The following is a 14,578-nucleotide window of genomic DNA, read 5'->3' as shown; positions in this document are numbered from 1 at the left end:
TACTGAACAGATTTATTGTTCTTTTATTTAACCATTTGTTTATGGTATTATTAGGTTGTAATGAAAAATGAAGGGAGCTACATATTATGTTAATTGAATCAGTCTGTATTCCAAAAAGATTACTAACAACAGTTAGTGAAACTTGTACGCTAGAAGATGCTTTGAATATCTTAGAAGAGTCTGGTTTCCGTTGCGTCCCTGTACTTGACGAAACAGGAAAATTCTTTAGAGGAAATATCTATAAAATGCATATATATCGTCACAAATCAAATGGTGGAGATATGAGTTTACCTGTCACACATTTGATTAAAAATGCGACAAAATTTATTCATTTGAATTCATCTTTCTTCAAAATCTTTTTCACTATTAAAGAGTTACCATACATCGCTGTTTTAGATGCCAACAATCAATTTTATGGCATTTTAACACATAGTAGTTTATTAGGTATTTTATCTCAATCATGGAATGTTAAAGAAGGACGCTTCGCATTAACAATTGCTTCAACTGGCCGTAAAGGTGACTTAGCAAACATGACAAAAATTATTTCTAAATACTCTGATATTGCAAGTTGTATTACACTTGATGTTGGTCGCGATGAATACATTCGTCGAACTATTATCACACTACCAGCGGATACTGATAAAGAAACATGTGATTTAATCATCAAAGCATTAAATAAAAAAGATTTCTTTGTCGCTCAGGTCGAAGATTTACAACAACCTTTAAATTAAAAAAATGCAGCCAATTAAATTTGGTTGCATTTTTATTTTCATTATTAAAATTTTTCAAAATGAATCATACGATTAATACCAAACATAATAGGTGCTGATATACTCATAATGATTAATTCACTTAAGAATAATGAGCCATATGTTCCCCAGAAAAAAGGCGATCCAATCGATTGTTTTGATAAAATACAAATCATAATTGCAATTAATACCATACTCACTGAAAATGCGATGATATTAATAACCATTCGTTTTTTTTCACTCTTAATCCATCTAGCTGATATAGCTGTGATACTCAGTGCTAAAAGTGTCTGCCCTCCACCGAATAAGACGTCCATCATGCCTCCTTCAGAAAAAAACAAATTAAACGTAATAACTCCTAGAAGGACTCCCCATAATAGCTTTTTATTAAAAACTACCAAGTGATTCAGACTCTCGGATACCCGAAATTGAACCGGGCCTTGGGCAATAGGTGCTACGACAAGTGTCAGCACAACGTACAATGCGGCTATTAACCCATTAACAACTAATGTAGTTGTCTTTGATTGTGATACTGATTTTTCCATTTTTCTTTTTCTCCCTTCCTAGTTTTGATATCGCAGGATGGTATGAACGAACTGCGGTTATTCAACATAACGATATTATCCTACCTTTTGTTTTCCCAAATGTCAAAGTTTTTTGGTATGATAAGAGCATGACTAACAAAAAGGAAGAAAATAATGTCACTTATTATTCAAAAAATCAAAACGATTACAACACAACATTTCGCTTTATTAAAACAAGCAGATCCAGATGAGGATATGATTAATTCATATATTTATCGTGCTTTTTTGTTCGAATGCCTTTATAATAATAAAATTGTAGGTGTTCTAGCATTAAATCAGAATAAAGAGAACGCATTAGAAATTTTAAATATTTCTGTCCTTGAAGAATATCAACATCAAGGCATCGGGTCTTCTCTCTTAGTTTTTACTGAAAATTTTGCAAAAGAAAACCATTACTCTACACTTGAAGTTTGTACAGGTTCTACAAGTATCTGGCAACTTTATTTTTATCAAAAACACGGCTTTCGCATAACAGACATCCAGATTGACTACTTTCTCAAAAACTATTCTGAACCTATTTTTGAGCATGGTATTCAATTAAAAGACCAACTACGTCTTAAGAAAGTGGTTTAATCATATCGTGTTTATTAGTAGAACCGTCAGAATTTAAGGAGTTACTTTATGAAAAAATTAATCTTACATTTATTAGTTAATCAACATGCTGGTTCTGGAAAAGGAGCTAAACAATATAAAGAAGTTCAAAAACAATTGATAGCCAAAAACGTTCCATTTAAAACCTATTTTACTGAATATGCTGGTCATGAAAAAGAGATTGTCCAAGAATTATTAAACGGTACTCTTACCCCTTATAAACAAGATGAACCATTTGAAAATTTATTAGTCGTATTAGGTGGTGATGGTACTTTACATGAAGTAGTCAATGCTTTAAAATACGAGCCAACTATTCCCATTGGCTACCTCCCAAGTGGTTCTGGAAATGATTTTGCTCGGGGGGTCGGCATTTCAAGAAAAATAAATGCAGCCTTAACACACTTGTTAGATGTAAACGAACCAAAACCAATTAGTTTAATGGAGGCAATGGATGTTGACTCAAATGATACTCGTCTTATTTTAAACAATGTTGGTGTAGGGATTGATGCGAAAATTGTGGCAACCGCCAATCATTCAAAGGCTAAATCATTATTAAATCAGATGAAATTAGGCTCTTTATCGTATGTTAGTGCGGCTCTATCTTCCCTGTTTAAGCAACCTTCTTTTCCCTTAATTATTGAAACAACCGCAGAAAAAAAAGAATTTGAACGTGCCTTTTTATGTACCACTACTAATCATCCTTATTTTGGTGGAGGAGTTGCGATTGATCCGACCGCTTCAGCTTATACAGATGATGTTCACTTAATTATTGTTGAAAAAATTTTCCCTTTATCTTTAGCTTGGTTAATTATAAAATTATTTTTTAAACAACATTTAACCTCCCCACATCTACATCGCTTTGTCGATTCAGAATTGACACTAACCTGTCCTCTTGCACAAGTGGGACAAGCAGATGGTGAAGAACTGGGAGAAAGAGACTTTAAACTACGCTTTAAAACCACTCAACATTTATTTTGGATGTAAAAATAAGCCATGGCAAAAGCCATCGCTTATTTTTTTATTTCAAAATCGTGAGGAGTTTGGTCACTCATTCCAATCATTGGATCAATGGTAAGATAATTATCTAATGTTAAAACATATGTTTTAGGAATCTCTTCATCTACTTTTTCAAATAAAGACACTTCTTTAACGTTTGATTTTTCTGGTAACTGTTCAAGTTTTTCTTCTACTTTATGGTGTAGAGTTTCTTTAACTTCTTGCTCTTTTTCATCTAAATAATCTTCTTCCTCTTTAGCTCGTTTAACTAATAACTCATCGCTTTCAACAAGTCGTTCCGCTAAAGTTGTTTGTCGCTCTAATGTCTGACTTTCAATTGCTCGAACAAATGCATCAGGTTCACCAAGTAAAATTAAAAAGTCTCGGCTTCGTGTTACTGCTGTATAAAGCAATTTTCTTTGTAACATACGCCCGTATTGATTTACTAATGGTAGGATAACCATTTGAAACTCGCTACCTTGTGATTTATGAATTGAACACGCATAAGCTAATGTAATTTTTTGCCATTCATTCCGTTTATAAACCACTTCTGTTTCATCAAATAAAATCGTCATCTCATCGACCTTATCATCTGTATCTTTTCCATAAGTAATCCCAACAATTTCTCCCATGTCACCATTAAAAACATTCACCTCTGGACTATTCACAAGATGTAGTACCTTATCACCAATACGATATAACTTGTCCAACCATTTTACTTCTTTTCTTTCACCAGTCTCATTACTATTTAAAATCTGCTGCATCATGATATTCAATTGATCAATGCCTGCTTTTCCACGATACATTGGTGCTAATACTTGCACTTCTTGATTAGAAAAGCCTTTATCTTTTGCTCGTGAGACCACTTGCTCAACAACTGATTCGATTTGACTAACCTGGCATTGAATAAACGACCGGTCTTTTTTATTTTCTGTTAAATCATTTGGTACCTTACCATTTTTGATATGATGTGCTAATGAAATGATAGAAGAGCCATCATCTTGTCGATAAATATCCACTAATTCTTTTTTGGGTATTTCTTCTACTCTTAATAAATCGGTTAATACTTGACCTGGTCCAACTGAAGGCAACTGATCCTTATCCCCTACAAAAATAACTTGCATATTATTTGGCACAGATTTTAATAATGTATTAACTAACCATGTATCAACCATTGACAACTCATCAACTATCAACAGTCCACCTTCAAGCTCTCTAGCCTCTTCTACTCCTTCTTTTTCTCGCCCTGTTAAGCCTAACAGGCGATGAATGGTGCTTGCTGGTAAGCCAGTCATATCATTCATCCGTTTAGCTGCTCGACCAGTTGGTGCGGCCAAAAGAATTGGAAATACCTTTTGCGTGTAATCCTCCAAATTTAGAGAAAGGCCATTTAATTCTGCATATAAAGACACCAAACCATTAATTACGGTTGTTTTACCTGTACCAGGTCCTCCTGTTAAAATAAAGAAATGGGACATGATGGCTTCTTTCAACGCTTCTTTTTGACTGTTGCCATATATTATCTCACTTTGTTTTTCAATCATTTTAATCGTGGCATCAATTTCTTTTTCTTTATAAGGTAACTTTTTCTTTTTTTCAAGTAATCGTTTGATAGACGCCGCCGTACCAACCTCAGAAAAATACAACGATTTTTCAAACAAACGAGTTCCCTCTTGAATAATCACACCCTCTTCAGCTAGACGAATTACTTCATCTGCTACTAATTGTGGATCAATTTCAACAGGACGACTATTTTCTAACACCTGAATCGAAGCTGATAATAATTGCTTTGCTTCCATGTAAGTATCACCAGCATTTAAACAGCCTTGATATAACTCATGAACCAATGCTGCTCGAATACGCTCTGAAGAGGTAGCAGAAATTCCAATTCGTTCTGCTAACATATCCGCTTTTTTAAATCCCACTCCTTCAATATCTTCTACCAACTGATAAGGATTTTCTTCAATGATTTTTAATGTATCGCCCTTATAATACTGGTAAATAGTAAAAGCTAGCTGATTTCCAAAACCATAACGATTTAAGCCAACAACAATTTGTTCCATTCCGTAATTTTCTCTCAAAGAAGACACAAGTGTTTCTTTTTTCTTTTGATTAAGTCCTGCAACTTGATCAAGTAAATCTGGATTATCTAAGATGTCATCTATAGCCGTTTCACCAAGCAACTCAACAATTGTCTGAGCCGTTTTTTTCCCTATCCCAGGAAACTTACTACTTGATAAATAGTTTATCAATCCTTCTGTTGAAGTTGGTTTATCCTGCTCGTAACGCTCTACCTTTAATTGCTCTCCATATCTTGGATGATTAACGATTTCTCCATAAAAACAATACGGTTCTCCCTCTTGAATCTGACCAAATGTTCCAGTGACAACAATCTCATCACCATCATAAGTTGTGTTAGTCTCTTTTACTTTTACCAACATGACCTTATAAAAATTTGTGGCATTTTCAAAAAAAATTGCTTCAACCACTCCCTTTAGAAAAGGCGTCTTTGGCATCTCTTCCATTGTCGTCACCTCCATCTATCATGATAAGAAATCTGTATTGTTCCAATCATCTAAAGTAAATTCTCCATCATTAAATGATAAAACTGTCACACTATTATTATCTAACATTCCCTCAACTTCACGAATACGTTCAATTGGTACACCCAAAAGTGTACGTAAACAAGCAATTAACATCGCTCCGTGTCCAACAAACAACAATGGCCCTGTTTCATTGTCTTCTATTGCTTCTTTTACAACAGTGGTGCTTCTTTTAATCATTGAGCCATAATTTTCCCCATTAAAAACGGATGGATCATACTTATCTGGGTGATTTCTCAAATAAAACATCTCATTAGGAAACGTTTCTTTTGCTGTTAAAAACTTTTCTCCTTCTAAATCGCCAAAACTAAGCTCTACAAAGCCTGGCCTTTCATACATAGGGACATTATAATCAAATTGTGACACAATACCTTCAGCCGTTTCTTTTGCTCGTTTAATAGGACTTGTATACACTGCTTTAAACGGAATATCTTTTAACGCTTGACCACATTTTTTCATGTCTTCATAACTTTGCGGTAATAAAGGAGAATCCTTCATTCCTTGTAACCGATCGTCTAAATTCCACTCTGTTTTTCCATGGCGGACAAAATATAATTTCATTCAACTAACTCCTAGCCTAATTTATCATTGTCATATATATGAACTGCTTCTAAATTGGGAAACGCTTGTTGTCTTAATGCTTCATAAACAACTAACGCAACGGTATTTGATAAATTCAATGATCGAACGTGCTCATCATTCATTGGAATACGGATGCATTTTTCTTCATTTTCTCTCATAAATGTTTCTGGTAATCCTGTTGTTTCTTTTCCAAAAATAAAATAATGGTCACGCCCATCATTAAATGCCACATCGCTATAAGTATTTCTAGCAAATTTTGTGACCAAATGTAGTGGCGAATCGCCTAATGTTTCTAAAAAAGCCTCTAAGTTTTTGTGATATGTAATATTCACATCATTCCAATAATCAAGCCCTGCTCGTTTTAAATGTTTATCATCTGTTGAAAATCCTAATGGCTCAATTAAATGTAATGGTGAATTTGTTGCAGCACAAGTTCGTGCAATATTTCCGGTATTTGCCGGTATTTGTGGCTCAAATAATACGATATGATTCATTATTTTGGGTCTCTTCTTTCCTATTTTTTGGCATAAAAAAAACGTATCGTCTCGGTGTTAGTTCACTGCGAGTCGCTACGTTGGCGGTTTGCCATCTCACCAACTTTTATCAGAACAGGAATCTGATAAAAACCGCTGAAAATGACTTGATGTTATTGTAGCACTAACAACTATAAAAAACAACCTTAGTTTTGGAAATCAATATTTTTTACCAACCAATATTTTCACATCTATTGTTAATTTCTGAAAATAATTATCACGAGCATGCTCTTTTGCCTGAATACTGGCTCCCCAATGCATTGGTGACATCATCAAAACATCTTGAAAATCTTCTTTTTCCACAACAAAATGATAGGTTATTCTTTTTTCTTCTATTAGCTGCATATCTTTTAAAAATTTTTGATACACTTTTTCATTACTATATTGTTGTTTAGCTTGCTCATCATAATAAAATAGCTCACGTAATTCTTTTAAATAATTTTCTTCTGGGATTACTTTAATCACCAGGCCCTCTTTTTTTAACACACGTCCCATCTCTTCATAGTGACTAGGTGAAAAAATATTTAATAAAGTATCTACACTCTCATCTTTAAATGGCATATTTGTGACATCTCCAATGAACCAAAAAGCCTCTTTTGAAAAGTCACTTGCTAATACCACACCATCCTTGGACAAATCAAATCCCATCTTAGTACCAGAAATATCATTGTTTCTGATTAGCCTCTCTAAGATACTTCCTTCTCCAGCTCCCATATCTACTATTAAACCAATTTCCCCTTGATTTAAAATAATACGGGCTATTTCCTTTTCAATTGGCTGATATAATCCCTTTTGAATCATATTGCGTCGATGTTCAAGCATCTGATGATCATAATCACTTTCCATATGGTGAAGTGGAAAATGGATCGTTCCTTTTTTCGATAAATCAAAATGATGATTATTCTGACAAACTAATCCATTATCTAATAAATCAAATGCACTATGACATTTGGGACATGCTATTGCACCCACTGTCGTTTTTAAGTGATCTATCGCGTACTCTTTTTTCTTTTTTAGCATATTTAAACTCCTAAATAAATGTTACGACTATCATACCATAATTTTCATCGACAAATGATGGTTTATGCTATACTAATATTATAAGAATGAATGAAACTCGGAGGATTTGTTTGTGATGATTAAAGAATTTTGTGCTGAAAACTTTACGAATATTCCAAATGCGATTGCTTCAGGTGCAACACGCATTGAACTTTGTGATAATTTAGCTGTCGGTGGGACAACAGTTAGTAAAGGTGTCTTAGCAGAAACCATGGCCTACTGTAGTGAAAAAGGCGTTCCTGTGATGGCGATTATCAGACCTCGTGGTGGAAATTTCGTCTATACTGACATTGAATTAAAAATTATGGAAGCAGATATTTTAGAAGCAAGACAACTTGGTGTTGATGGGGTAGTATTTGGTTGTTTAAATGAACAACATAAAATCGATGAAGAAGCTATGTTAATCTTATTGGAAGCTTCTGAAGGCATGCAAGTCACCTTTCATATGGCGTTTGACTTAATGAAGCGTGATGATCAATTTGAAGCCATTGACTGGTTAAGTCAACATGGCGTTACTCGGATTTTAACTCATGGTGGAGCAAGTGTCGTACCAATTGAACAACATTTAGAATACCTTAATGATTTAATTTCCTACGCTAATAACCGAATTACAATCCTACCTGGTGGTGGAATTACTTATAAGAATATTGATACAGTGACTTCTTTTTTAAATGTAAAAGAGGTACACGGAACTCAAATTGTTGATTTTCATTTTTAAAAAGTGCTTTGCGTTTTAGACGCAAGGCACTTTTTCTTTTACCAATTATTCTCAATAAACTGATCACGACCAGAAGCTCGTCGATAATTTTGATAATGCTCTTTGTTTTTTTGATAAAAATCTTGGTGATAATCTTCTGCAGGATAAAAAGTTTTAGCTTTTTCTATTTGTGTTACAATGGGTTGATCAAATTTTCCACTTTCCTCTAGCTCTTTTCTTGATTCTTTTGCTATCTCATATTGTTCCTCATTCTCATAAAAAATAACTGGACGATAAGAATCACCTCTATCAACAAATTGCCCCATAGCATCTGTTGGATCTGTTTGATGCCAATAAATCTCAACCAAGTCTTTATAACTAATTATTTCAGGATCAAATGTAATTTCAACAGCTTCTGTGTGACCTGTTGTTCCACTACACACTTGTTCATATGTTGGATTAACCGTATGACCTCCTGTATACCCCGAAACTACTTTAATAATTCCAGGTAACTCATCAAATGGTTTTACCATACACCAAAAGCATCCACCAGCAAATATTGCTTTTTCTTCCATTAAAATCATCTCCTTATCTATTTCTAACCATTTTAAACAATCTTCTTTTATTCGTCACATAATATGATTTATTCACAAAGTATTCCTTCTTTTTAAGGAATATTATTTTATAATATATAATATTTTAATTGAAAAAAAATTTCAATAAGATATAATAGTCTTATCTTATATGAAAACGAATACAGTCAAGAAAGGAGTGTAAAAAATAATGTTTGGTTTTTCTATTTTTATGAATCAGCCTTTATCGAATGAAAAAAAGAGTTACATAGAAAAAATGAAAACAATTGGATTTACAGGTATTTTCACTTCGCTACATATTCCAGAAGATGATGCCGCTACCTACTATTCCAGACTAATTGAACTTGGCACGGAAGCTAAAAAAAACAATCTTAACTTAATGATTGACATATCAGGTGATGCTTTGTCTAAAGCAGGATTTTCTATTGATCGTCTTGATGAATTAAAACATATTGGTGTGACAGCTCTTCGAATGGATTACCATATTCCAAATGATACAATCGCCAAGTGCTCTCACCATATGACAGTTGGATTAAATGCTAGTACTATTACACAACATGATATTGATGACCTAATCAAATACAAAGCAAATTTCAAACATTTAGAAGCATGGCATAACTACTATCCTCGACCAGAAACTGGATTAGATAAAACCTGGTATTTAGAAAAAAATCAGTGGCTAAAAGAAAATGGATTTACTATTCAAGGTTTCGTTCCAGGTGATGATGATTTAAGAGGTCCACTTTATGAAGGTTTACCTACACTAGAGGAACATCGTTATATCCACCCTCTAGCAAGTGCTTTAGATTTAGCTAACCAACTTACTGATTACATTTATATTGGAGACGGTGGCTTAAGCGAGGTCACACAATCTCAGTTTAAAGAGTTTTTACAAAATGATACTCTCACTCTCCATGTTAATACCATTGATGAAGAATTTAGCTTTCTGTTTCTTGGTCAACATCACAATCGCCAAGATGAAGCTCGCGATGTGGTAAGAAGCGCCAATGCACGATTTAAACAAATACCTGATATTCCCCCCAAAAAAAACCTACCACGCTTAAAAGGAAGTGTGACGTTAGATAATCACGCATATTTACGCTATATGGGAGAATTACAAATTACAAAAGCAGACCTACCAAAAGATGATAAGGTTAACGTTGTCGCTCATGTAATTAAAAAAGATATTCCCTTAATAGACCACATCAAAGCAGGCATGAGTTATGAATTAAGAAAGGATGATGATAATGAGTAAAGTCGATTTAACTAATTTAACTACTGAACAGCGCAACCAAGATACATTAGGTTTAGATACGATGAGTGTCAAAGAAGCTCTTTTATTAATGAATCAAGAAGATGAAAAAGTAGCCGAAGCAGTTAAAGATGAATTAGATAGCATTGAACCAGTGATTATCCAGACAATTGAAGCCTTTAACCAAGGAGGACGTCTTATTTATATGGGGGCTGGCACAAGTGGTAGACTGGGTGTTTTAGACGCAGCTGAATGTGTCCCAACTTTTGGTGTTAGCCCTGATATGGTGATTGGTTTAATTGCCGGTGGAGAAAAAGCGATGACCATTGCAGTCGAAGGAGCTGAAGATTCCATGGAACTTGGTAGAAAAGATTTAGTTGATTTAAATCTTTCAAAACACGATATGGTCATTGGGATTGCTGCAAGTGGTAGAACTCCATACGTGATTGGTGGTCTCAACTACGCTAGAGAAATAGGAGCAAAAACAGCTAGCTTATCTTGTAATAAAAATGCATTGATTAGCCAAAGTGCTGATTTTCCAATTGAAGTTAGCGTTGGCCCAGAATTTTTAACAGGATCGACTCGACTAAAATCCGGAACCGCTCAAAAACTCGTTTTAAATATGATTTCTACTATTAGCATGATTGGTATCGGAAAAGTCTTTAACAATTTAATGGTTGATGTTAAAGCCACCAATGAAAAACTCGTAGAGCGCGCCAAACGGATTATTATGCAAGCAACAGAAGTCGATTATAAAACAGCTGAAACATACTTTTATGAAGCAGATGAAGATGTCAAATTAGCTATTGTCATGATTTTGACAAATAGTAGCAAAGATGACGCAATGGACAAGTTAACTCAGGCTAAAGGTTTTATAAAAAAAACATTATAAAGGAGAATCACTATGTCAAAGAATGAATTAAGTTTAAACGAATTATCACAACAAATTTACAATCATGTTGGTGGCATGAAAAACGTTATCTCAATCGTTCATTGCATGACGCGCGTTAGAATGACTCTTAAAAATCGTGATTTAGTTGATTTAGATGGCTTAAAAGCTATTCCTGGCGTACTAGGAGTAGTCGATGATGAACAATTACAAATTATCATTGGACCAGGAAAAGTCAATAAAGTAGCTAAAGAGATGGTTGATATGGCTGGCGTTGATTTAGGTGAAACGTTCCCTGAAGCCCATTCAGGAAAAGAAATGGTTAATGAAAAAGCAAGAGAAATGAAAGAAGCTCAAAAAGCCAAGCAAAAACAATCTACCTTAAAAGTCATTCTTAAGGACATTTCTAACATTTTCGTTCCAATGATTCCAGCTTTTGTTGGTACTGGTATTGTTGCAGGGATTGCTGCTATTTTAACCAACTTAGTAACAGCTGGTAGTATTAATGGGGCAACTTGGCAACAGTATATCGATGTGATGAATATTCTAAAAAATGGGATGTTTGGTTATTTAGTTATTTATACAGGGATTAACGCTGCTCAAGTATTTAAAGCAACACCCACTCTAGGTGGGGTTATTGGGGCTGTTGTCATGCTAACAGGTATGAACCCTGAAGCCCCACTTAAAAATCTCTTCACAGGGCAAGCTCTTTCTCCTGGCCAAGGTGGTATTTTAGGTGTTATCTTTGCTGTTTGGTTACTTTCTCTTGTTGAAAAAAGATTACATAAGATCATTCCTGATTCGATAGATATTATTGTGACTCCAACTCTATCTTTGATTATTATTGGACTAATTGAAATATTCTTTATTATGCCTCTAGCTGGATTTATCTCTGATGGTATGGTTGGTGGGATTAATTGGGTACTAAACGTTGGTGGAGCATTCTCTGGATTTATTTTAGGAACATTCTTTTTGCCAATGGTGATGTTTGGTTTGCATCAAATACTAACACCTATCCATGTCCAAATGATTAATGAAACAGGACAAACGATGCTACTACCAATTCTAGCAATGGCAGGTGCTGGTCAAGTCGGAGCTGCGATTGCACTATGGGTTCGATGCAAAAAAGACAAAGAATTAACTGAAATGATTAAAGGAGCTTTACCTGTTGGAATTTTAGGTATTGGTGAACCTTTAATTTACGGTGTAACCTTACCTTTAGGCCGTCCATTTATTACTGCTTGTATCGGTGGAGGTATTGGTGGGGCTGTTGTTGGATTAGTTGGAAATATCGGCGCGATTGCTATTGGCCCTTCAGGTGTAGCCTTAATTCCATTAATTGCGAATGGTAGATGGTGGGGATACGTTTTAGGCTTAATTGCTGCTTATGTTGGTGGATTTTTAGCGACTTACTTCTTTGGTATTCCAAAAGAACAATTAGAAAAAAACACCTTAGCAGAAACAACAGAGGATATTATTGTCAAACCCACAAGTCAAGTAAAAGAAGTGAGTTTAACTTCTATTGCAAACGGTGTAGCTCATACATTAGAAGAAGTAAGTGACCCTGTATTCCAAGAAAAAATGATGGGCGATGGTTATTTTATTGATCCAAGTGATAGTCATATCTATTCTCCAGTTGATGGAACAATTACCACTGTTTTCCCAACAAAACATGCCATTGGTATCACAACAACTAATGGACTAGATGTTTTAATCCATATGGGAATTGATACTGTCAATCTTGACGGAAAACCTTTTGATGTTAAAGTAACACAAGGTCAGAAAGTAAAACAAGGTGACTTATTGGCCAGGGTTGATTTAGAACAAATTAAAGAAGCGAAAAAAGAAACTTCTATGATTGTTGTTTTAACCAATATGGATGATATTGACACATTCGTTTTAACAAAAACAGGCACTGTAACACATACAGACCATCTTTTAAATGTAAAAATGAGGCTCTCCGTCAAATGATGTGGATGAGTAAAATTTAGTGAATTTAAGCAACGAAAGACAACAGGTTTTCGTTGCTTATTTATTTACCTTGAAAACTAAGTAAAATTCTATATTTATAGTTTTGGAAATTTCTATAGCCATAGGCTATTCGTTTGATTAGCTTAATTTTATTGATGGTCCCTTCTAATGGTCCGTTAGAAAATGGAAACTTGAAAGTATTATTAATTCTTGGAAGATGTTTTTTTAGTGTTCTGATAGATGTTTTCATTGGTTCAGAGATTAACTCATGACTTAATAATAGTAGATCTGAGAAAGCCTCAAAATCATTGTTTTTACTACAATATAATAAGTTTTGATAGAGTCCGTATGTCTCAGATAGTTCTTTGCTTAAGCTTAGTAAATAATCCATAATATCTGTTTCAGGTAAGATATTTTTAAATAATCGTTGATAACGATAGTCTTTATAATTTAATTCGTTAGAGTCTTTTAAAAATAGCTTCCAATATCTCTTTAGTTTTCTATAATTCTTTAGATCATTAAGGTTTGATGTCTTAAACTTATTCATTGTTCTAATTCTTGTAATATTTAATGAACGACTAATTAATTGAACTAAGTGAAATCGGTCAATAACCACTGAAGCATTTGGAAAAAGTTTATTAGCTAGTTTAAAATAGCCAGCATTCATATCAACAACGATCGTTGCGACTTTATTTCTTACTTTCAAAGGGTATTTTGAAAAGTGTTTTTCTAACGTAATCCTTTTATTATCTGGTAAAATATCAATAATTTTATGTGATAAGGAGTCTGAGTAGATAAAACTGTACTTACCTTGATTGTTTTTTACAGATGTAAACTCATCAAAACATAGGTGTTGAGGCAAGTCCGTAAATTTATTTGACAGTTCTTTCCCAAATAAATTAAGAATTCTACTGATTGTAGTAGTTGATACAAAATGTCTTTTAGATAAGTCTTTCAATGAGATAGCATCGGATAACTCCATGCCAATAGACTGTTTCACTCTGTTAGCAATAAAGCAGTGCTTATCAATTTCTAAAGATTCAGCTATAAAAGAGGTGTGACATTTACGACAAAGGAACCGTTGTTTCTTTAGTGATAGATAGGTTGGATAATGGGCAACACTTAGCCATTTTATTCGAGAAGAAATAAAACCATTTTTTACAATAGAATAGTTTTCATTCTTAATTCCACAACAAGGACAAGCCAAAGGCTTATAAGTAAGTGTTCCGCTATAGATTTTACTTCTAACTCCTTTTATCATTTTTTCTTCACAAAAAATAGAATCAAAATAAATGTTTGTGTCTTTCAAATCCAGCGACACTCGGATACAATGGTTGTGAGACATATGAATCTTCCTTTCTAAAATTTGGTTTGGTCACTTTAATTTTACCTGGAAAATTCGTATGTTTCTTTTTTATGTAAAAAAATAGATGCAGATGAATTTCTTCATCCACATCAAAAATTATACAGCCAAAAATG

The 14,578-nt window shown here is 34.0% G+C and carries 14 protein-coding genes; 7 read left to right on the top strand and 7 right to left on the bottom strand.

The window, feature by feature from the left end; translation table 11 throughout:
• Window positions 1-86 precede the first annotated feature (86 nt).
• A complete protein-coding gene (gene cbpA, locus G314FT_RS04615; protein WP_257702279.1) occupies window positions 87-731 on the top strand; it encodes a cyclic di-AMP binding protein CbpA in 645 nt (214 codons plus the stop codon).
• A 44-nt stretch (window positions 732-775) separates the two neighbouring features.
• Here the strand turns inward: cbpA and G314FT_RS04610 are convergent, their stop codons facing one another.
• The gene (locus G314FT_RS04610) at window positions 776-1,294 is read right to left on the bottom strand and encodes a QueT transporter family protein (protein ID WP_257702277.1); all 519 of its coding nucleotides are present in this window, start codon (window positions 1,292-1,294) and stop codon (window positions 776-778) included.
• 153 nt (window positions 1,295-1,447) lie between these two features.
• Between G314FT_RS04610 and G314FT_RS04605 the strand changes: the two genes are divergently transcribed.
• Window positions 1,448-1,906: a GNAT family N-acetyltransferase gene (locus G314FT_RS04605; protein WP_257702276.1), complete on the top strand. Its 459-nt coding sequence runs from the start codon at window positions 1,448-1,450 to the stop codon at window positions 1,904-1,906.
• Between the two features lie 48 nt (window positions 1,907-1,954).
• On the top strand, window positions 1,955-2,908 hold the full coding sequence (locus G314FT_RS04600; protein ID WP_257702274.1) for a diacylglycerol/lipid kinase family protein: 954 nt from the start codon (window positions 1,955-1,957) through the stop codon (window positions 2,906-2,908).
• A 26-nt stretch (window positions 2,909-2,934) separates the two neighbouring features.
• Here G314FT_RS04600 and recD2 read toward each other — a convergent pair whose 3' ends face one another.
• The 4 genes from recD2 to G314FT_RS04580 form a co-directional block, all read right to left on the bottom strand.
• Window positions 2,935-5,445, bottom strand: coding sequence for an SF1B family DNA helicase RecD2 (gene recD2, locus G314FT_RS04595; RefSeq protein WP_257702272.1), 2,511 nt, complete (start codon window positions 5,443-5,445; stop codon window positions 2,935-2,937).
• Between the two features lie 18 nt (window positions 5,446-5,463).
• The gene (locus G314FT_RS04590) at window positions 5,464-6,084 is read right to left on the bottom strand and encodes a histidine phosphatase family protein (RefSeq protein WP_257702270.1); all 621 of its coding nucleotides are present in this window, start codon (window positions 6,082-6,084) and stop codon (window positions 5,464-5,466) included.
• Between the two features lie 11 nt (window positions 6,085-6,095).
• Window positions 6,096-6,599 carry a tRNA (uridine(34)/cytosine(34)/5-carboxymethylaminomethyluridine(34)-2'-O)-methyltransferase TrmL gene (gene trmL, locus G314FT_RS04585; RefSeq protein WP_279348164.1) on the bottom strand — a complete coding sequence of 168 codons (504 nt, stop codon included), beginning with the start codon at window positions 6,597-6,599 and terminating at the stop codon, window positions 6,096-6,098.
• A 198-nt stretch (window positions 6,600-6,797) separates the two neighbouring features.
• Complete coding sequence (locus tag G314FT_RS04580) at window positions 6,798-7,658, bottom strand: methyltransferase domain-containing protein (protein WP_257702268.1); 861 nt, start codon at window positions 7,656-7,658, stop codon at window positions 6,798-6,800.
• Between the two features lie 115 nt (window positions 7,659-7,773).
• Here G314FT_RS04580 and G314FT_RS04575 point away from each other — a divergent pair, with 115 nt between their 5' ends.
• Window positions 7,774-8,415: a copper homeostasis protein CutC gene (locus G314FT_RS04575; protein WP_257702507.1), complete on the top strand. Its 642-nt coding sequence runs from the start codon at window positions 7,774-7,776 to the stop codon at window positions 8,413-8,415.
• Window positions 8,416-8,453: 38 nt separating this feature from the next.
• On the opposite strand, the gene msrA is transcribed toward G314FT_RS04575, so the two are convergent.
• Window positions 8,454-8,969: a peptide-methionine (S)-S-oxide reductase MsrA gene (gene msrA / locus G314FT_RS04570; protein ID WP_257702260.1), complete on the bottom strand. Its 516-nt coding sequence runs from the start codon at window positions 8,967-8,969 to the stop codon at window positions 8,454-8,456.
• A 208-nt stretch (window positions 8,970-9,177) separates the two neighbouring features.
• On the opposite strand from msrA, the gene G314FT_RS04565 reads away from it, so the two are divergent.
• The 3 genes from G314FT_RS04565 to G314FT_RS04555 are packed head-to-tail and all read left to right on the top strand — an operon-like array spanning window position 9,178 to window position 13,099.
• Window positions 9,178-10,242: a DUF871 domain-containing protein gene (locus G314FT_RS04565; RefSeq protein WP_257702259.1), complete on the top strand. Its 1,065-nt coding sequence runs from the start codon at window positions 9,178-9,180 to the stop codon at window positions 10,240-10,242.
• Window positions 10,235-11,131: an N-acetylmuramic acid 6-phosphate etherase gene (murQ, locus tag G314FT_RS04560; protein WP_257702258.1), complete on the top strand. Its 897-nt coding sequence runs from the start codon at window positions 10,235-10,237 to the stop codon at window positions 11,129-11,131. Before G314FT_RS04565 ends, murQ begins: the two co-directional genes overlap by 8 nt.
• Window positions 11,132-11,143: 12 nt before the next feature.
• Window positions 11,144-13,099, top strand: coding sequence for a glucose PTS transporter subunit IIA (locus tag G314FT_RS04555; RefSeq protein WP_257702257.1), 1,956 nt, complete (start codon window positions 11,144-11,146; stop codon window positions 13,097-13,099).
• 61 nt (window positions 13,100-13,160) lie between these two features.
• On the opposite strand, the gene G314FT_RS04550 is transcribed toward G314FT_RS04555, so the two are convergent.
• The gene (locus G314FT_RS04550) at window positions 13,161-14,444 is read right to left on the bottom strand and encodes an ISL3 family transposase (protein ID WP_257700363.1); all 1,284 of its coding nucleotides are present in this window, start codon (window positions 14,442-14,444) and stop codon (window positions 13,161-13,163) included.
• Window positions 14,445-14,578 lie beyond the last annotated feature (134 nt).

This window comes from Vagococcus luciliae (assembly GCF_024637875.1).
In the GTDB taxonomy this organism is placed as follows: Bacteria; Bacillota; Bacilli; order Lactobacillales; family Vagococcaceae; genus Vagococcus; species Vagococcus luciliae.
Note: the sequence above shows the minus strand (reverse complement) of the source record. Positions and strands in the feature narration are given on the sequence as shown.